This is a genomic window from Nostoc sp. UHCC 0870 (assembly GCF_022063185.1).
In the GTDB taxonomy this organism is placed as follows: Bacteria; Cyanobacteriota; Cyanobacteriia; order Cyanobacteriales; family Nostocaceae; genus Trichormus.
Genome location: NZ_CP091913.1, coordinates 5,149,948 through 5,168,377, shown reverse-complemented (window position 1 = coordinate 5,168,377; position 18,430 = coordinate 5,149,948). Strand labels below are relative to the sequence as shown.

Annotated in this window: 19 protein-coding genes and 1 pseudogene; 3 read left to right on the top strand and 17 right to left on the bottom strand. The window is 39.0% G+C overall.

Translation table 11 applies throughout. The annotated features are described in order from the left end of the window. Window positions 1–31: 31 nt before the first annotated feature. The 12 genes from L6494_RS21845 to L6494_RS30895 form a co-directional block, all read right to left on the bottom strand. Complete coding sequence (locus L6494_RS21845; protein ID WP_237989851.1) at window positions 32–778, bottom strand: DUF928 domain-containing protein; 747 nt, start codon at window positions 776–778, stop codon at window positions 32–34. 566 nt (window positions 779–1,344) lie between these two features. Continuing rightward, a complete protein-coding gene (locus L6494_RS21840; protein ID WP_237989850.1) occupies window positions 1,345–3,243 on the bottom strand; it encodes a CHASE2 domain-containing protein in 1,899 nt (632 codons plus the stop codon). A gap of 78 nt (window positions 3,244–3,321) precedes the next feature. Continuing rightward, entirely contained in the window at window positions 3,322–3,999 is a 678-nt protein-coding gene (locus tag L6494_RS21835) for a response regulator (protein WP_237989849.1), read from the bottom strand. 234 nt (window positions 4,000–4,233) lie between these two features. Then, the gene (locus tag L6494_RS21830; protein ID WP_237989848.1) at window positions 4,234–4,881 is read right to left on the bottom strand and encodes a hypothetical protein; all 648 of its coding nucleotides are present in this window, start codon (window positions 4,879–4,881) and stop codon (window positions 4,234–4,236) included. 166 nt (window positions 4,882–5,047) lie between these two features. Continuing rightward, the gene (locus L6494_RS21825; protein WP_237989847.1) at window positions 5,048–6,451 is read right to left on the bottom strand and encodes an HlyD family secretion protein; all 1,404 of its coding nucleotides are present in this window, start codon (window positions 6,449–6,451) and stop codon (window positions 5,048–5,050) included. Between the two features lie 65 nt (window positions 6,452–6,516). After that, a complete protein-coding gene (locus L6494_RS21820; protein WP_237989846.1) occupies window positions 6,517–8,670 on the bottom strand; it encodes a peptidase domain-containing ABC transporter in 2,154 nt (717 codons plus the stop codon). Between the two features lie 148 nt (window positions 8,671–8,818). Further along, a complete protein-coding gene (locus L6494_RS21815) occupies window positions 8,819–9,055 on the bottom strand; it encodes a hypothetical protein (protein WP_237989845.1) in 237 nt (78 codons plus the stop codon). A 139-nt stretch (window positions 9,056–9,194) separates the two neighbouring features. Further along, window positions 9,195–9,416: a hypothetical protein gene (locus L6494_RS21810; protein ID WP_237989844.1), complete on the bottom strand. Its 222-nt coding sequence runs from the start codon at window positions 9,414–9,416 to the stop codon at window positions 9,195–9,197. A gap of 156 nt (window positions 9,417–9,572) precedes the next feature. Beyond that, window positions 9,573–9,797: a hypothetical protein gene (locus L6494_RS21805; protein ID WP_237989843.1), complete on the bottom strand. Its 225-nt coding sequence runs from the start codon at window positions 9,795–9,797 to the stop codon at window positions 9,573–9,575. Between the two features lie 50 nt (window positions 9,798–9,847). After that, a complete protein-coding gene (locus tag L6494_RS21800; RefSeq protein ID WP_237989842.1) occupies window positions 9,848–10,045 on the bottom strand; it encodes a hypothetical protein in 198 nt (65 codons plus the stop codon). A 379-nt stretch (window positions 10,046–10,424) separates the two neighbouring features. Continuing rightward, window positions 10,425–11,039: a hypothetical protein gene (locus tag L6494_RS21795; RefSeq protein WP_237989841.1), complete on the bottom strand. Its 615-nt coding sequence runs from the start codon at window positions 11,037–11,039 to the stop codon at window positions 10,425–10,427. 108 nt (window positions 11,040–11,147) lie between these two features. Continuing rightward, window positions 11,148–11,273: a hypothetical protein gene (locus tag L6494_RS30895; protein WP_269139267.1), complete on the bottom strand. Its 126-nt coding sequence runs from the start codon at window positions 11,271–11,273 to the stop codon at window positions 11,148–11,150. 129 nt (window positions 11,274–11,402) lie between these two features. Between L6494_RS30895 and L6494_RS21790 the strand changes: the two genes are divergently transcribed. The 3 genes from L6494_RS21790 to L6494_RS21780 all read left to right on the top strand — a co-directional run bounded on the left by L6494_RS21790 (window position 11,403) and on the right by L6494_RS21780 (window position 13,034). Next, the gene (locus L6494_RS21790) at window positions 11,403–11,636 is read left to right on the top strand and encodes a Nif11-like leader peptide family natural product precursor (protein WP_237989840.1); all 234 of its coding nucleotides are present in this window, start codon (window positions 11,403–11,405) and stop codon (window positions 11,634–11,636) included. A 106-nt stretch (window positions 11,637–11,742) separates the two neighbouring features. Beyond that, a complete protein-coding gene (gene msrA, locus L6494_RS21785; protein WP_237989839.1) occupies window positions 11,743–12,201 on the top strand; it encodes a peptide-methionine (S)-S-oxide reductase MsrA in 459 nt (152 codons plus the stop codon). A gap of 284 nt (window positions 12,202–12,485) precedes the next feature. Next, a complete protein-coding gene (locus L6494_RS21780) occupies window positions 12,486–13,034 on the top strand; it encodes a pentapeptide repeat-containing protein (protein WP_237989838.1) in 549 nt (182 codons plus the stop codon). 157 nt (window positions 13,035–13,191) lie between these two features. Here the strand turns inward: L6494_RS21780 and L6494_RS21775 are convergent, their stop codons facing one another. The 5 genes and pseudogenes from L6494_RS21775 to psb27 form a co-directional block, all read right to left on the bottom strand. Further along, a complete protein-coding gene (locus L6494_RS21775) occupies window positions 13,192–13,542 on the bottom strand; it encodes a hypothetical protein (protein ID WP_237989837.1) in 351 nt (116 codons plus the stop codon). Window positions 13,543–13,705: 163 nt separating this feature from the next. After that, entirely contained in the window at window positions 13,706–14,356 is a 651-nt protein-coding gene (folE, locus tag L6494_RS21770) for a GTP cyclohydrolase I FolE (RefSeq protein WP_237989836.1), read from the bottom strand. Between the two features lie 919 nt (window positions 14,357–15,275). Then, a pseudogene (locus L6494_RS21765) lies at window positions 15,276–15,377 on the bottom strand (bacitracin ABC transporter ATP-binding protein); the annotation flags it as partial. A 31-nt stretch (window positions 15,378–15,408) separates the two neighbouring features. Then, the gene (locus L6494_RS21760) at window positions 15,409–16,902 is read right to left on the bottom strand and encodes a family 10 glycosylhydrolase (RefSeq protein ID WP_237989835.1); all 1,494 of its coding nucleotides are present in this window, start codon (window positions 16,900–16,902) and stop codon (window positions 15,409–15,411) included. 785 nt (window positions 16,903–17,687) lie between these two features. Further along, a complete protein-coding gene (gene psb27, locus L6494_RS21755) occupies window positions 17,688–18,089 on the bottom strand; it encodes a photosystem II protein Psb27 (protein WP_237996207.1) in 402 nt (133 codons plus the stop codon). Window positions 18,090–18,430: the final 341 nt, after the last annotated feature.

Genomic DNA, 18,430 nt, shown 5'->3' with positions numbered 1-18,430 from the left:
GGTGAGTAACTCATGCCCTATCTCCAATTCCCTACTCTTTGTTGATCAAAGCGATATTTAATAACTTGTCTGTTTCTACAGGATTCTCTAATTGGGCAAGACTCGCTACTAAATCAGTTAAAGTTTGACCGATTCCCTCTTTGGTAGTAAATGGAAGAGCCTCTTTGATAGCGTCATACCACATACCATATCTTCCATATAAATTGGCTTTGAGGGATGGATCATCAGTAGTAGCCAAGTTATTTACAAGAGTTAGAGGTGCTGGTACAACTTTTATTTCTGCTCTAGCAATGGGATGACGAGAAGGACGGTTAGGGTTACACAAAATTTGCACCTGCCAGAGATACCTTTTACCTACGGTCAAACCTGGTAAGTCTTTGGATAGCGATCGCTTCATGAGACTTGATGAACTGGGGAAAGTCTGTGTATAACTATCGAGTTTTTTGGGTTTGAGGTTGCTATCGAATTCGTAGAGGCTAAATTCTATGGGTATAGGCTCGTTATCAGATGCAACCCAAGCAAACGTCGGGTGAGTTGAAGTAGTTTGTCCTACATGGGTGACAGGAGCTAGTAGTCTGAGCGATTGTTCACTGATAGTACGACACCTTCCTCGTACACCTGATGAGTCTGAATACCCGCTTGGAGGTTTTTGATCTTTGGGTGGTTTATACCCAGCGAGTGCAGTCTGAGTTACACCTAGAATCCCACTCAAAATACAACTTGTTAAAACCCTGGTATGCCAAAGTTTATGCCAGGATTTTTTGTTGTCAGTCGTCATTGGGTGTATTTCACTATTAAAGATACTAACTAAACTACACAATGAAGATTTTGATTTCCGCATTTTCTCACAACTATTTTTGTTAAATAAAGATGTCCTCATGATCATCTCCCCTTATTCAAAATTGCAGAAATTAAATCATTAAAAAAAGCTTAACCTCAACTTAACCTCAGCAAAAAAAAAGCAAAAACGCATAAGTTAACCGCGCATTTTTACCCAATAATATGAATGTTCTGAGACGGTTTAATTGCCGAATCTAAATTCCTTTAGGTTTGCTATACAAAAAAATAACCTTTACATTTTTTTCGGCTATTGTGCTACAAAATACTAACAGATTACACTAATTACTAACAACGATTACGTGTATACCTAAAGGTATAAAACCTTTACTTTTAATCTTATCAGACTTTGTGTGTTTATAACAACTTTTGAACACCAAGTTTCTGCCGCAGGGAGAATATCAATGAAAGCATTTTATTGCATCTTTCTAAAGAGGTATTATTCATTAGTGTTTCTCCCTACTTCCCTACTCCCTGGTTGGTGAGCGCAGTCGAACCACTACTCCCTCACTTCCACAACCAAACCTTTGACATTGGCCAAGAGAACTCGCAAAGAGTACCTCTAGGAGAAAGAGATACGCGCCGAAATTTGCCTTTGAATTGTCTGGCTAAGTTTCTAAACTGTTGAGTACCACGACCTTCTGTAGATGAAGTGATACCCAAACCATCATCAACAATGCTGAGAGTGTACCAACCTTCCGACGAGGAGAAAGTTACTTCCAGACAAGTTACTCCTGTGGCGTGTTTACCAACATTACACAAGGCTTCTTCTAGAAATCGGCACAGACTTTGTTTTTGTTCAATAGTCAAATGTCGCTCGTCTATAGGTTCAAAGTTACGAATTTTAATTCTGATGCTTTTGAAACAAGGAAACTCTCGCTCTAAGGTATATGTGTAAACTTGATAGAGAATTTCATGCAGAGGGTCTTGCAAATTTAACACAAGATTGTTTCCTAGGTAAAGACTAGTATTTTGAGTGGGTGGTTCTCGCTGCAAAAATTCATAAATTCCCCTTAATTCTCGATTCAATTTTTCTAGTTCTTGTTCTATTTCTGACAACAATTCGTTAACTGGCTTATCTTTGTCTCTCACTAGTTTCAAGGCTTTAGCCAGATTTTGCAATGGGCCATTGTGAATGGTTTCAAATGTGCGTTCAATTATGGCTTGACGGGCTTTAATTCCTAACCGTAACACGTGATCATTTTGATATAAGGCTGTGAGTTGTATCCCGTTTAAAACTAATACTAGAAGTGCGGGGATAACTGGTAGCCACCAACCCCAAGTTAGCAGTAAATAACTAACAAATACGAGGCTAATGCTCCCTAAAACCACAACAAAAAAATTGCTGAAAGAAGATTTAGTCAGTCTAGCACTAGCAATTCCTAAAAGACCCCAAGCTATAATCCAGAGATATTCCCATCCATCTTGCCAAGTTTTTAAGAGTGGTCTAGAGTCAAGCACTGCACTAATAATTTGACTCACAGCGTGTGCTTGAATTTCTAATCCATAAACTCGGCCAGTAGCAGGTTTGATAGATTCAATGGCTGAAGTTGTGATAAAGTCTTTACGACTGGGGGAAGTTATGCCAATAATAACGATGCGATCGCGTATCCAGTCGGGATTGAATTTACCATTTTTGATATCATATAGAGATATCATTCTAAATCTGCTTCGGCCACTACGAAAATTGAGCAGTACCTGAACTCCACCTGCATCTGTTCGCACATATCCCCCAGAGTTGGGTAAAAAGCGGGGTAACTCTGTATTGCCAAACATCATCGTAGCGCGATCGCGAATACCATTACCCAAAGCAATCCGTTCTTGTGCTAAATAAATTTCTGCCAAACGCAAAGACAAAGAAAACTTGTACCCTTGAGATGTTGGTGTGGACAACAAGCTACGCCTTAATTTGCCATCACTATCCAGAATTTGATCAGCAAAACCAAGTTGTGCAGGTGACAATGTAGGGGGTGGTGCAACTTGATCAGGTAAGACTTTTTCAATAGCAATGAGATTTTTGACGCTTTGATAAGCTGCAACTAATTCATCATGGCCAGGATTAACAGGTAAATCTCTATAAATATCCAGACCAATTACTCTCGGCTGATAAGCCTGTAATTTCAATAGTAGTTGGGCTAAGTTACGGTCTGAAATTACAGAATTTAGGGAATGCTCTTTCCGAATACGCGCATCATCTTCATTAATCCCCACCAGCAAAATTCTTTCATCGATAGGTTCTTGAGGCCGTAAACGGAGAAAATGATCAAAAGCTAGCCACTCTAAGGATTGCAATGCACCAGTCAGACGAGCCACAATCACCAGTCCCATCATTGCAATACCTGGTAATGCACCTACACGCCAAATGCTAATTTCTGCTTTGATCCTTCTCCAAAGTCCAGGCTGCATAAGTGTTGATTTGTGATACTCCAGACCCCCAGATTCTTGAATAAGTCAGGGATATATTGTTTAAATATTACGACATAACTAATCAATTAATCCTTCTTCTCTAGCTCTCATTTCAGTTTGAATACGGATATTTTTCCCCTCTTCAGGATAAACATCTAAAGCGTCTTGCAGTTTACTCCAGTAATGGCGCACCATCCTTGCAGATATGCACATACGTTCAGCAATCGTCTTATCCTGTAATCCTTCCCCAAATGCTAACGTTAACATCCTGAGCCACTCTGGTTTAACTTCCAATCCTGAATGAATACCTTTAATATCTTTTGTATGAGTTAATCCTTGTAATGCCCAATCAACTCTAGTCAACATTTCCTGAGTAGAAAGACTTTTATCAGCAACGGTGAAACCTCCTTTATGGCTATCAATATCAGGTCTAATTCTTACTAGAGTTCTCACATTAGCACTTTGAACTACAATATTTAGATTGGGGTAATTTTTCATTAAAGTCCGCAGAAGTTGCACACCTATATCGGGTCTGGCTGTTGTTTCAGGTTGTTCGGGAATAGAAAGATCCATAACCACAATATCCGGCTGTGAAATCGCAAGTTGATTCAGCGCATTTTTAGCATTGATTGCAGTGATAAAGTCAGCATCAGGGAAATGTTTTCGCAGTACATTGACAGTTCCAGATAAGACGGATTCGTGATCATCAATTACTAGAATCTTCAGCAATTCATTCTCTGTCAAAATTTGTTTCATAACCAAATTGCCACCTTTTGAATGCTTGTTATGCAATGGTTTTACATGAATTTACATTTGTGATTATTATACTAAATCGTCTGTTATTATTAACCAAGCAAGCATAATTATGTATTGTTTATTTACCAAATTAAGGCAAAAAATAGCAGATTTGTTAGATAAAATCCTCATCACAGGAAGTATATCATAGAACTAACCCAAGAAGTGAGGAATTGTTGAGAATAGAGATTATTTTTACCAATAAAAGTAGTAAGCAACAGCACACTTATTTCTACGATAAAATAATTTCCCCGATGTTAAAATTCTAAAAGTTTTACAAAGATAATCTAATTCTATCAAACTCGAATAAGGCAATAACATAGATATATCTGGATGCGTAATTTTGACAACTAACTGAGCTAAAGTATGTTTTTGCTGCAAACTTATATTAATTGAAGTTGGAGTCAACAACTCTGGCAAAGTTATGACAAATAATTCTTCTAACGCATTTAAAACTATCAGACTATATTCAGCAGATTCATATCTCCAACTAAAAGGCATACTAATATGAAAATCGAGATAGGGATGGGAGAAAATCCACCTTTCTAATAGAGATGCAATAGCCAGAGGAAAGTTATCTTGAAGATAGGATGGAAATAGGCGATCGCTCAACTGTGATAGAGAGCAATGTAAATGGTTAATTTGTTTTAAATAATCTTGAGTTTTTTCAATGGATAATTCTTGGTTTTCGATTGCTGATAATTCTAAATTACGACGGACTGTAAATAATTCTTGTAATAATTCTTCTCGAATTTTATCAGCCTCCATAGATAATTTCATAGATTGTCTAAACGACCACCATTGCAATGATTGCTGCATTCTATGATAGGTGTTAACAAACATAATCATGGTCACGTCGCTGCATTAGAAATTCAAAAAAACCTACGCGTAGAGAATTATTGATAATTATCTTGGTGAAATATGTCTTACTCTCCATTCCCTACCTAAATAAGTAAGTATATCTACGCCACGCTGCGCGAACAAAAATCAAAGAAAGATTAATAATAGCTTACAAATCAGTAATTAATCTAGCTTTTCTCAAGATAAATTGCAGTGCTGTCTCCTGTTTAGAAATAATGTCTGCTTTAGCCTCCATCCCAGCTTGGAGATGACACTGACGGCCATTTCCAAAGGTGAGACTATCGGGTTGAATAGTCACTTCAAAATAGCTAGCAGCAGCAGTTGTTGAACCTGACGTGGAGGCATTTGTATTATTAGGTTTAATCGCATCTGGAGAAACAGCCTTGACCACTCCATTAAGAGTGCCATAATCAGGATAGGGACAGGCATCAATTCGCATTTGTGCTGTTTGACCAACGGAGACATTTTTAATTTCTTGGGTGGGAATAACTGCTTTAATAATCAGAGGAGCATGATTAGGAGCAATTTCTGCTACAGCTTCACTAGCACGTAAAACTTGACCGGGGTTGCGTAAATTCAGCTTCAGAATAATCCCATCACTGCTAGCGCGTAAAACAGTATCTTGTAATTGAGTGGCTATCTGTTGCAACTCTTTTTGAGATTGTCCGATTTGATTTTGAATTTCTACCCGCCTCTGAAGTAAGGCTTGTTTTTCTTTTTTGAGTGTAGCAGTAGTAGCTTCACCCCTAGCAGTTTCTTGAGCAATGCGTTCTTGTGCGATCGCTACTGTAGCATCTGTCGGATTAACAGCCACTTTAGCTGATTTAACTTTAGCTTTGGCTATATCAACGGATTTTTTTGTAGCTTCCAGAATGGCTTTAGTTTGCTCAACCACAAGTTTTTTCTGTTCAAATTCACGCCCACCAATAGCACCAATTTCTGTTAATTGTTTATAGCGATCGCGGTCTACTTCGGCAAAACTTAAATCAGCTTGGGCTTTTTGCAAATCAGCTTGGGCTTTTTCTAAGTTAGCTTGAGCTGCGAGTAATTCGCTGCTAGTAGTAATTTGCTTCTCCTGATATTCCCTTTGATTGCGTGCTAAATCTGCCTTTGCAGATAAAATTGATCGCTGGGCTATTGTCGTCTCTGCAAGAATTTGGCTATCTAGAGTTTTCAGTTGAGCATCCATTTGAATAAGTTGTAACTTACCCTGCTGAATGTTACCTTGCAGTTGACTTCTTTTAATTTGCAATTGTTCATCTTCCAAGTGAGCGATCGCATCACCCCGTTGGACAAGCTGATTTTCTTTCACCAGAATACTTTTAACTGTACCTTCAACTTTCGGTTGTACCAGGCGAATTTCCCCTGTTGGACGGACCGCAGCCGTTGCTTTTACTGTCACATTGTATTTTATCCATGAAGATAAACTAATTGCAGTACCAACACTAGCGATGAGGAAAATTCCGGCTAAAGATGTCCAACGACTAACAGGAGGAAGAAAGTCTGCACTTTGAACAGGTGGTAGAAGCTTTTGGTTATGTGTGTAAAGCATAGTTTTTAATACTATTTATTTGCTCCTTTATTAACCTTCAAATACCCAATCCCCAACTTAAGTATTCAATAAGTATTCAAAAAGTCTAAATGTTCTCCAGATATAGAGCGTAAATTCTCCAAAGAACCTTCAACTTTTAATTTACCTTGATCTAGCAACATAACCCAGTCAGCCCGATTAATTACTTGGGGACGGTGGCTAATTAAAATAGTAGTTTTACCCCGACGATGTTTAAATAATCGCTCTAAAACTTGTGTTTCACTGACTGGATCAAGTCCAGCAGTTGATTCATCCAAAATTAACACTGGTGGATCTGTCACGATGGCTCTTGCTATGGCTAATCTTTGCCTTTGTCCGCCAGAAATATTTGCTCCAAACTCACCCAAAATGGTTTGATATTTATCAGGTAATTTACTGATAAAGTCATCAGCATCAGCAATTTTACAAGCCCTAACAATCTGCTCAAATGTAATATGAGGCGCACCTAATCGGAAGTTTTCAACAATAGAACGACTCCAAAAATGGGCATCTTGAGGGACTAAAACTATCTGTTGACGTAGACAATCAAGAGCAAGGTCTTCTATATTATAAAGTCCTATGCGGATATTACCTGATTGTAGAGGATATAGGCAAGCTAATATTTTAGCTAAAGTGCTTTTACCACAACCAGATTTACCAATAATAGCGACAACTTTACCACCTGGAATAGTTAGTGAAAAGTCTTCTAATAACTCCACTCGACCAGGATAATGAAAATTGACATGACTACAAACAATATCAGCATCATCAGGGATTTTGGCAAATGCTTTTTTACCATCTCCTTGATTTTCTGGTGTCGCATCTATTACTTCTGTGAGGCGTTGAGTAGCAGTTTTTGCTCGTGTAAATTCATCTACAAAAGTGATCACAGTCCCAATTAAACCCACGAAATTACCATTCATGGAATTAAAGGCTAGTAATTGCCCAATACTCAAATTTTCTTGGGGATTAATTACCAAATTTCCCCCATACCATAGCAAAGCAATACTACCTATAGCAGAAACAAAGCTAGAAAATGTACCGTTAATAATGCCAATTTGAATGGTGCTGAGTGTGGAAGTAGAAATTTTCCCAAATCTGCCTTGTAATTCCTCCCAAAATTGTGGTGAAGCTGTGGTTGTTTTCAGCGTGAGTGCGCCTTTAAATGTTTCGACTAAAACCCCTTGTGATTCAGCTTCGCTAACTAAAACCTCACGAGTTTTCTGTTGTAAAATTGGCTGGAATATCACTGTAGATAATGTCATTACCATCGAAATAAATAGAGCTAATACCGTTAATTTCCAGCTATAAAAAGCCATGAGACTAAAGGAAATAATAGCAATAAATAATTTACTTGGTAAAGTTACAACAACTTGAGATACTAACTGATTAATCTGGTTAATATCTCGTAGACGGCTGACAATTTCGCCACTACGTCTAGCCTCATAATAAGAAAGTGGTAATTGTAATATTTGCCGACCAAATTCTAAAACAAGCCCTAATTGTAGACGTTGGGCAAAGTGAGCAATTAAGTTAGATTGTACCCAAGATAAACTACTAGAAACTACATTCATCACTACCACAGCGATCGCCATCGTAGTTAATAGTTTAGTATCACCCCGCACCAGTACATCATCAGTAAGAATTTGTAGCAAAAAGGGAGAAGCTAAAGATAGCAATCCCAACAAGATATTTAGGGGTAAAGCCTGAGCTAAAATCCTCCTAAAAGTCCAAATTCGCTTAAAAAAACGCCAAAAACCACCAACTTGATCCCCCTCTTGCTGCTGAAACCGTATCGGATCAGGTTCTATTAACAGCATTAACCAATCTGTCCACCCTTCTGCTAAATCTTGTGGAGACAGATAACGCAAACCTACAGCCGGATCAGCAACTATACATTTTTTGCCTTTTTTACCATATAAAACTACCCAATGCTGCCCTTGCCAGTGAATAATTGCTGGTAGAGGTGCTTCATTCATCCGCTTTAAGACTTCTGGTGAAGTTTTGACTGGACGAGCATTAAAACCAAGTGTTTCTGCACCTCGTTTTAGCCCCAACAAGCTTGTACCTAATTGTCCAGTACCTACAACCTCACGCACATGACTAAGAGTAAGAGTCCGCCCATAGTGTTTAGCAATTGAGGCGATACAAGCAGCACCGCAATCTTCTTCGCTGTGTTGTGCAACATATTGGTATTTCATACAGCAAAAATGCTTATCTTGAGTTGAGCCAAAAATTTTTCAAAAAATACCCATTAGGTGATGATCCAAATTGCAGAAATAGCAATTTTGAACAAGACAGGCTAATTCAGCCTGCCTCATAGCAGATATACTTGCAAATGTAATAATTTCAACGCCTGTTACTGCGTCTTCCTCTGCGAGAGGGTGGTGCATATTCAAATACAAAGGCTGACTCCCAAGCAAACTGAATTTCGTCAGGAGTAAGTCCAGGGTTGCCAAATACAACACCAGCCCCCAAAATGTACAAGTAAGTATCCAGATCAAAACTTACTTGTAAGAAACCTCCACTGACGACAGCAGATTCTTCAGGGGTAATTGCTTGAAAAAGTGTGTTATTTTCTTCCATCGCTCGCTTGCATTCAACTATTTATAACAATGAGCAACCTGACAACCCAAGAGCATGAAATAGACAATGAGTAAACTGTTTATTACTCAATCTGAACTTGTAATTGGCGATCGCCCATAAATTCCCACTTACAAACAACTTACAAACTTAATTGGTTAGTTAAGTCGTTGTTCGGTTGAGGTAAGGGGCTAATGGTAGGAGAAGTAAGAGTGAGAATTACTTCCTGACCTTGCCCATCTACGTTTAAAATCCTAGCGGTTGTGCCGTCGTAAATAAATATAGGCAACGCACCACCACTAATAACCGCAGATTCTTCGTTAATTAGCTCTGTAAAAAGTGGAACTTTGTCATTAATGCTCATTTTTTACCTTCAGATTGATTCCAATACTGGAACATTTTGAAATGTTCCAGTATTTTCTGTAATCATTCACACTCAGCCATTCCTGAAGCATGATTAGGTAAGCCTGAAAACCGATATATCTGATCAATTTTCAGGACAATACTTTAGATCAAGTCATTACAAACTGATTGCTTGTTGGAAAGCAAAGTTGGTCTCTTCTGCGGTGAGTGTAGGGACACCAAATACAACACCAGCACCTAAGATGAACAGGTAAGCATCTAGGTTAAATCTAAAATTATTCACTCCACCACTAACAACGGCGGATTGTTCAGCAGAAATTTCGGTAAATAAGGCGTTGTTTTCTAGAACTTGCATGATTTTTTCCTGAGTAATAATGGTCAAAATTAGGTTTTGCAAAGATTTGCTTGTCAGTAGTTCAGCGTGCGATCGCTTTACAAACTGATTGCTTGTTGGAAAGCAAAGTTGGTCTCTTGTTCGGTAAGTGTAGGTACACCAAATACAACACCAGCACCTAAGATGAACAGGTAAGCATCTAGGTTAAATCTAAAATTATTCACTCCACCACTAACAACGGCGGATTGTTCAGCAGAAATTTCGGTAAATAAGGCGTTGTTTTCTAGAACTTGCATGAATTTTCTCCTAAGATCAAAATTGTTGCAATGAATGTTCGCTCAGAGTTAATGGTTACTTTTGTTTCCCTTCAACTCCTTGCTTAATTAAGAATCTACGGGAAAATACCAAGTCTCGTCATGTAGAGTTTCTGCAAATTTGTCTGCCAAATTCGGTAAAGTACATTACATAATTACGCCACGACCATTTCCGAAAAATACATACTAGCTAGCAAAATCCTTTCCCAGAAATAGTCAGGTATTGCTCCAGAAAACACCTGAGCGACATCTGTCCTAACTCTAGTTGGTATCATTACAATACAATCAGTGCGATCGCCTCATCTTGAGTCAATCTGTAAAATATATACTTTCATCAGATAAAAAAATAGAGAAGTGCTGTCTAGGAAATATCTTCCCGAATCCAAAGTGCTAAACCTCCCCCACGTCCCCGCGCTGCAATCAAATCTGCGTTAACTAAAAAGAAGGCAAAAAAGGGTAGTTTAGCTATGGGTTGGTTGTAAAAATCTTCAGATTCACCTTTACCAGAGCGAATATTTTGCTGATAAATGGTACGACCAAATAAACTGAGGAACATTTGGGTAAAGTCAAAAGCCAGTATATTTTTCTTGCCTAAATACTTTGCTGGCCCTGTAAGTTGCAATGATATTGACCCTAATTGCACCTGATTACCAATTTCGCCACTATTTAAATCTTCCTCTGGAGTCGCCTTAAAGGAAATATAAATAGTAGCCAGTTTTGGTACATACCAACCCTTACCTAAAACAATCCCCCCGCTCTCTCTGGCTTTCTTTGTCCCAGTGGCAAAACATAAACGCCATTGACCCACTAGAGACTCAAAATTATAATTCAGCCGTTGTTTTTTGGCGATTGTTTCTGCTGCTAATAACGCATTCACTACTTCCTCAGTTGTAGGACGTTGATTTTTTTGCCCTCGATATGCAGCAGCAACTTGAGTTAAAATTCTCACAAAATCATGTGTATTGGTAGATGTCATGATAGTTTAATTTTTTCTTTATTTTTTAACAGTTAAACTGGAGATATTTAATATTATTATATTGTTTTTTTTACACAAAACCTACACTGACTATATAATGTGTTGCGGTCATCTATTGCAGACATCACCTAATTTTACGCCTAAAAACAAAAAGCGATCGCCTGAATTGTCGCTGGTGCGATGGGTTGCAACCCACCGTAGGCGATCGCTTTTCTTTCTAATGGTACAAGACAAATGAATAATAATAGTGCAATCTAAAATTAGAGCAATCTAAAGTATGGATGCGGCTAAAAACCTGACTACATCTCAAATATTTTGGCTCTACCTTTGAATCTGAATATTTAAAACAGGAAAGAGAATATCATGACACAGCAAAACGCTACCCAATTATTGGAAGCTGTTAAAGAAGATCAAGCATTACAAGCAAGACTCAAAGCAACAGATAATCCAGAAGCCTTCATAAAAATTGCTAGAGAGTGTGGCTATGACTTCACCATTGAGGAACTAGAGGCTGAAATCAGCCAACTATCAGACGAAGAGTTAGCCGCTATTGTCAATCCAGGTTGGGGGACTAGACGACACATTCATCCTAGATAATTTCTCAACTCAATTAAAGGTTCAGGACTTAATCTAATACACCCCTATCCCTATTAGATTGAGTTCACGTAACTTAATTATCAAAACCTTGGAGTACATCACAGCAATGGAAAAAGCAACATTTGGGGCTGGCTGTTTTTGGGGTGTGGAGGCGGCGTTTTATAAGGTAAAAGGAGTAACATCAACCTCCGTTGGCTATATGGGAGGGCATTTTATTAATCCGTCTTATCTTGATGTGTTATCGAGGATAACTGGTCATGCTGAGGTAGCACAGGTAGAATATGACCCTCAACTTGTTAGTTATGAGGACTTATTAACCGTATTTTGGGATATCCATGACCCGACAACCCTAAACCGCCAAGGGCCAGACAAAGGAGAACAGTACAGGTCTGTGATATTTTTTCACAATACCCAACAGGAAGAACTAGCGAAGCACTCAAAGGCAAAGCTTCAGATATCGGGTAGGTTTGAACGCGATATTGTGACAGAGATTAAACCTGCTGGTGAATACTACTTAGCAACCCCAGAGCATCAACAGTATTTTGAAAAAAAAGGAAGATCCTGAATTTTATATCTGTGACTTTTTCTGCATACGCTTCCAGCCAGTAGCCAAATCTCTAAAGCTTGGATGTCTTAATGACTAACGCGTAGTAACTCTGCACATATCTATTCGGTATATTTCCGTGAAGTAATTGTTCATAACGCTAAAAAATATATGACAATCAAATTACTAGTTTTTATTAAAAATTAGGTCTTTGATCAATCTGCAAATTGTCTTTGGTGTGGTTGGGGGAGTGTTAACTCACAACTTAGGCAGACCTACCAACAAGTAATGGGAGGTGAAAACAGATGGATGCTAATAAGCTCCTGGATTTATATACAGCAGGAGAAAGAAAATTTGAGCAAGCAAATCTGCATCAGGTCAATCTTTACGCCACTGATTTGAGCGGAGTAAATTTTACAGAGGCTGATTTAAGTGGTGCTAACCTCAGTCACGCCAATTTGAATGGCTGTAATTTTAGTCGAGCTAATTTGACTGATGCTGATTTGAGTGGTGCTAGCTTGAGTGGTGCAAACTTAACTGAGGTTAACCTCATTGGCGCAGATTTAATGAAGGCTAACCTCAAAGATAGTAACCTAACTCGTGCTGATTTGCGCGGTGCTAATTTAATGCTAGCCAACTTATTAGGTGCAAACCTCTATGAAGCAGAAATGAGCGGAGCTAATTTCACTGGTGCTAATTTCAAGCAAGCTAATCTGATGGGTAGCAATATCATAGAAGCGGAACTGAGTAGCGCAAATATGGTTGACGTAATTATTTCTGAACGAGAAATTACCGGAACAGTGATGCGTATAGGGCTATCTCACAGATGGGTAACTTGGGCTGGCTGTCACTGACAAATCAGAAACGTAGGTAAGTAACAAGTGCAATAGCAGGTTTTGTGACCCTGAAAAAAGCAGACAGTCGCCATAATAAAGTTAACCTCTAACTTGCGACTGTCTTTTGTTGTCCATGCCAATACAAATGCAATATATTGCAGATTTTATTAATGAGTTAGTACACCAAGGGCGTTACACCCCGCATTTGACGCAAAGAATTAATACAAGCAGGACAGTCGCAATTAAATAAATCAACGGCTACATCACTTTCTTCGTCGTTGAACTCTAGCATAGGAGCATCCTCTCTAGAAAACTCAACTTCCGGCTGATATTTAGGAATTTGGGCTAAAACCGAAGCCCTAGCACATACTAAACCTACTTTATGTTTATTTCTAATACACGATAACCGATCTGTGTTTTTAGCTTCTGGCTCAATAGCTTGTGCTTGATTGACCATAACTGTCATAGACAACATAGAAGCAATCAGAACAGGGCTAGAAAGTACGCTAAGTAGAAATTTGTTCATGGGTTTCCTTGGAAAATAATCCTGATAGTCCAGAATACTCCGATTAAATTTTACACAGAAAGTAAATGTCTATCAGGACATAGTAACAAAGGAAAATTGGGCATTGTGTATTGGGGGGTAAAATTTCCGCTACTTTTTTTACACCCCTACACCCCTACTTCATTTAATGAAAATTGACATTGTGTCGAATTAAATTCATAAATTCTTCACGGGTTCTAGCGTCTTCGGCAAAAACGCCGCGCATCGCACTGGTAACAGTCCAAGAGCCAGGCTTCTGCACGCCGCGCATTACCATACACATATGAGTGGCTTCTATGACTACAGCTACTCCTTGAGGTTTGAGTAAATCTAGCAAAGCATCAGCAATTTGCATGGTGAGACGTTCCTGCACTTGTAAGCGTCGTGCATACATTTCACAAATACGGGCAATTTTGGATAATCCTATAACTTTGCCATTAGGAATATAAGCGACATGGGCGCGACCAATGATTGGTAAGATATGATGCTCGCAGGAACTGAAAATATCGATATCCCGGACTAATACCATTTCACTGGCATCTTCTGTAAATACTGCTCCATTTAACAGATCATCCAAAGATTCATCATATCCCTTTGTCAGAAACTGTAGGGCTTTCATCACCCTTTTTGGAGTATCTTTTAGTCCTTCACGGTCTGGATCTTCTCCTAATCCAATCAACAAAGTTCGCACAGCCTGCATCATTTCTGCTTCTGTGACATTTTGCTGTTCTTTAGGTGCTAAAGACAACAGTACCTGATCGGCAGAAGTGAGATCGGGACGAATCGATAGAGTCATTTGTGAATTCTGTGAAAAATTGTAATATATCTTAATGCTTCTTAACTATATCAAATTTTCTTGAAATTGTGTGTTGAGTAATCCAGTTGCCATCCCACGGTAGATGAGGTCTTTGGATTTGGTAATTGCTAACAGATCATCTTGATAGAAGTCTCTAAGCCTTATGATAACTAACGCGACAAAAAGTTTAGCTCAGACTTTGAGTGAAAGATAGTGTAAAAAAACTATGGTTTAGATAGATAAATTGATATAGAAGGAGGCTCATTTTATACTGATTTATCTGAAGTCTGCTTTTCAAGAAAATTCAATCCTGTTTTTAATCGAAACATAAGATGCAAAGTTTCATCGCTGGTTTCTTCAATAAAAAATGCCTGCTTAGGCAGACATTTGTGAGGTTTTCTGTCACTTTAATGGGCTACAATCATGTATTTATCATGATGCTTTTATTTTTGATGAAGAAGAGTAATAAAACAAGTAGCTTGATATCATGAATTAGACCTAAACCATTGAGTTATATCTTTATTTCAAATATTTATAGCTATTTTGTCTGTCTAATAATAATAATTTACGATTTAAAGATTGGCGGTGAATACTAAATATGACTAATCCGAAAAACACATATATAATAAGGCTTTTTCAAGGGTGAATCCCTATAAAGTGGATATAACTACTAGGTTTTTAGCTATCACATCAAAAGGAATACTTCTAATTTTATTTCTGACATAATTTACAGATTTAAGTCTGATGAGATGTGAAATTTACCATGTTTTTTAAACTATAAAAGTAGAGGTGGTCAGGTTAACAACCCCAGAAATTCCCAGTTCTGGGGTTTTACTTCATTACAAAAAAAGGGTGCAATATTTTGCACCCTGAGAGATGGTAGAAACTAAGTTCTAACCTTTGTCATCTGGGAACGCTGTTAACCGACATCATCATGGGCGAAACGGTTGAAGAGGAAATCTAAGGCGTAGTTACGCAGCTTGTAATATTGTGGATCTTCCATGATCAGGGCGCGATCGCGTAACCACCCAGGGTAGCTGATTGCTCAGTATCTAACGGCAGAATTTGCGATCGCTATCATTTTCTGGATATTGCCAAGAATAGGCAAAATGACTCACCCCTTTTAGCTTAGGTGCAAATTGTTTTAATGCTTGCATTTGTGCTTCTAATGAGGGACGATTACTGACTGAGCCTCCCCATTTACCAGCTAAAGCCGGAATGATTTGTGTACCTGGCTTGGCTAGACTGATAACTCGTTGTACTTGCTCTACAATACAGCTAACGTTACCGCAAGTTGCGTAAGACATGGGATGCCACTCTAAGGAACTAGGAAACTGATCCCAAGGTTGCAAGCGAGAATCATATCCTTGTCCTACTGTTTGGTTACCTTCTGGAAAAAATACCACCCCAGAGGGAATACCTAGTTGTTTCGCTGGGTTGCTAGCTAAAGTGACAAAATCTATAATACCTTGCATGGCATGGGCTACAGCCAACAACCATAATTCTGTTTGTATTAGTGGTTGTCTCTCGCTAGGGGACAAAAGTGATTTTTCTTTTGCTGCTACAACACGTCCTTGCCACATCGGTTCATTTTCTTGGGGATAAAGTTGATCAACTTCGCTAATATCTCCTGCGGTGACATATCCTTTACCTAAGAAACGCCGAATTAACTCTAGTCCTTGGTTATTTTGGGCGCGGCGAAACAAAGCCTCTTGGGTAGCTTTAGTAAATAACCATAAATCTGCAACTTTGGTGGCGATGGAATCACTACCTGCTTGACGAGGATAACGGATATAGTCAAACAACAGACCATCTGGGCGACGACGTAAAATTTCTTGTACTAGGCGGTAGTAATCGCGTTTGGCTTGTTCGTTGTAGGGGTCGATAAATACTTGATTACTATCATTGACAACATATAAACTAGTTTGACCCTTACCATTGCGTGCGATCGCAGCTTCTCTGTCTCTTCTCAGTGCATAACTATAGCCAAAATTCTTGGTATATAACCAAGCATAAACTTTTAACCCGCGTTGCTTTCCTTGTTTAATTGCTGTGGCGAGTAAGTCAACTTTTTCTGCACCAGGATTGCGAATCACTGAAGGCCAAACTGTGGGGTTAGCTGCGGCTGGTAACAAGACGCGCCCATCATAGAATGCTTCTACATAAACTTGGTTGTAGCCATCATTGACTATCCGATCCATAATCTGATCTATAGCCCCTGGCTTTAAATCGCAAGGATATAAACGTATCCAAACAGCTTGAATTTTTGGCCAAGTACGGTTACGACACTGCTGTACTTCTTTGGCGTGTTTTTGGATCAATTGCTGATAGCGTCTCTGGGCATCTTTATTACCTTTGAGGGCTAATAAGCGTAAATTTTCTTTTGTTTTGGTAGCGGCTGATGATATCCGACAATATTCTGTAACTTGTGCTTGTGCTGGTTGAATCGTCAAGTAGGGAATCAACAGACTGCTGCTAAAAATAGCAGTAAATAAGTATTGCCAAAGTAATTTCACTCTCACACGCTGCAAGGGACGGTTAAACATACTGGATCAAAACAGAAAAAACCAATCATCCACCCTATTGCAAATATTAGGGTGAACCTGTATCAAATGTTATATCTTACAATCAAGGGTTTTGAAGCTTTAATCCTCAATCCTATGTTGGCGATATCACAAGAGACCTCTTGCAAAAGTCCGAAAATGAGATGTGTCATTCTGAATGAAATGTATAAGCCTTGAGATGTTTCGCTTCGCTCAACATGACAGCTTAAGCATTTATGCAAGAGGTCTAATGTTTTATTCTGTAAAGTTATCCGAGTAGCTTAAACAACAACATCTTACTAACGGGATATTTATTTTTTATCCTCACGGAGAGGCTACGCTTTAAGGGATGTTATAAGGGGAATGCTGAAAACCCGTGAGAAGCAGGACACGCAGGTGTCCGAACTTCGTACTTCTCCCAAGGGGAGACGCTGCGCGAACAGGCACGGGATGAAAGCTTCTTTATTGCCTTTAGGCTTAAGTCAATTTTGTTGATGAACATGGTAAAATACTCTAATCAGTAAAAGATTTAAAAACCTACCCCCGGACTGGGGGAAAGTCTACGCCCGAAAAACCTTGAGGAGATATCACTACGCCCTACTGGGCAAACGTGGTGAGCCTGGGAATCTGTACAAACAGAATATTAAGGCTGTGAGGTCTTAAGAATCTCCTTACCTTTAGGTCGGAGAGTGTCAAAAGCAGAGACTGAGGATTGGGAAAATCAATGGCTATAGTCAAGAGCCTCTATATTTCTGACTCTTGACTATAAGAATAGAGAATAGTAGTAGTTAAGCACCTCGTCGGAGTGCTGATTCTACCTGCTGGAATTCTTGCTCTAAACGAGTTTTTAGCTTTTCTGGTACTGGTCTGTTAGGGTAAGAACTGTAGTGTCCAGCCAAGGAGTTGAGGGCTGTTCGCATAGTTGTAAAGGAACTCAGCCCGACAACAGAGTTAACCCGTTGGTAGCGAGCAGAAAAATCATTAATTTTTAGCCTAGCTTCCGCTTGAATTGCTGCTCTTTCTGGCGAATCTGGGGATACTTCTAAGGCTTGTTTTAAGGTATTGACCACCGCCAAGGTATCTTGGCGGTAATCTCCTGTTAAACTATCTGGACTACCACAGCCTACTAAGCCAATGGCAACAACCAAGACGAGGGCAAGCAGACGCGACCAATAGCGATTCATAAGCATATTATGTAAAACGATACGTAAATCAACGTCCATCCTATCTTGGATTGGTATCTTGGGGATCAAGTGAGTAATGAGTAATGAGTGCTGAGTAATGAGTAATGAGTGCTGAGTAATGAGTGCTGAGTAATGAGTAATGAGTAATGAGTGCTGAGTGCTGAGTGGTAAAGAATTATTTTTTTATGTTAATAAATTTTAATAATTACGAATTACATTAGCGGAGCGGGGCGGGAGCATCGTTACGTTAGCGGAGCGGGACGTTAGTCCATTACGAATTGTTTAATGTAGGGTGTGTTGTCGCACAGTGCAACGCACAGTCAACAAGTCAAGGTGCTTTAGCTTAC

Coding starts and splice junctions, on each gene's coding strand:
- L6494_RS21795 (WP_237989841.1), bottom strand. CDS start 11,039: ATGACATCTACCAATACACATGATTTTGTGAGAATTTTAACTCAAGTT.
- L6494_RS21835 (WP_237989849.1), bottom strand. CDS start 3,999: ATGAAACAAATTTTGACAGAGAATGAATTGCTGAAGATTCTAGTAATT.
- L6494_RS21820 (WP_237989846.1), bottom strand. CDS start 8,670: ATGAAATACCAATATGTTGCACAACACAGCGAAGAAGATTGCGGTGCT.
- L6494_RS21815 (WP_237989845.1), bottom strand. CDS start 9,055: ATGGAAGAAAATAACACACTTTTTCAAGCAATTACCCCTGAAGAATCT.
- L6494_RS21810 (WP_237989844.1), bottom strand. CDS start 9,416: ATGAGCATTAATGACAAAGTTCCACTTTTTACAGAGCTAATTAACGAA.
- L6494_RS21760 (WP_237989835.1), bottom strand. CDS start 16,902: ATGTTTAACCGTCCCTTGCAGCGTGTGAGAGTGAAATTACTTTGGCAA.
- L6494_RS21825 (WP_237989847.1), bottom strand. CDS start 6,451: ATGCTTTACACACATAACCAAAAGCTTCTACCACCTGTTCAAAGTGCA.
- L6494_RS21800 (WP_237989842.1), bottom strand. CDS start 10,045: ATGCAAGTTCTAGAAAACAACGCCTTATTTACCGAAATTTCTGCTGAA.
- L6494_RS21840 (WP_237989850.1), bottom strand. CDS start 3,243: ATGCAGCCTGGACTTTGGAGAAGGATCAAAGCAGAAATTAGCATTTGG.
- psb27 (WP_237996207.1), bottom strand. CDS start 18,089: ATGCTTATGAATCGCTATTGGTCGCGTCTGCTTGCCCTCGTCTTGGTT.
- L6494_RS21790 (WP_237989840.1), top strand. CDS start 11,403: ATGACACAGCAAAACGCTACCCAATTATTGGAAGCTGTTAAAGAAGAT.
- L6494_RS21775 (WP_237989837.1), bottom strand. CDS start 13,542: ATGAACAAATTTCTACTTAGCGTACTTTCTAGCCCTGTTCTGATTGCT.
- msrA (WP_237989839.1), top strand. CDS start 11,743: ATGGAAAAAGCAACATTTGGGGCTGGCTGTTTTTGGGGTGTGGAGGCG.
- folE (WP_237989836.1), bottom strand. CDS start 14,356: ATGACTCTATCGATTCGTCCCGATCTCACTTCTGCCGATCAGGTACTG.
- L6494_RS21830 (WP_237989848.1), bottom strand. CDS start 4,881: ATGTTTGTTAACACCTATCATAGAATGCAGCAATCATTGCAATGGTGG.
- L6494_RS21780 (WP_237989838.1), top strand. CDS start 12,486: ATGGATGCTAATAAGCTCCTGGATTTATATACAGCAGGAGAAAGAAAA.
- L6494_RS21845 (WP_237989851.1), bottom strand. CDS start 778: ATGACGACTGACAACAAAAAATCCTGGCATAAACTTTGGCATACCAGG.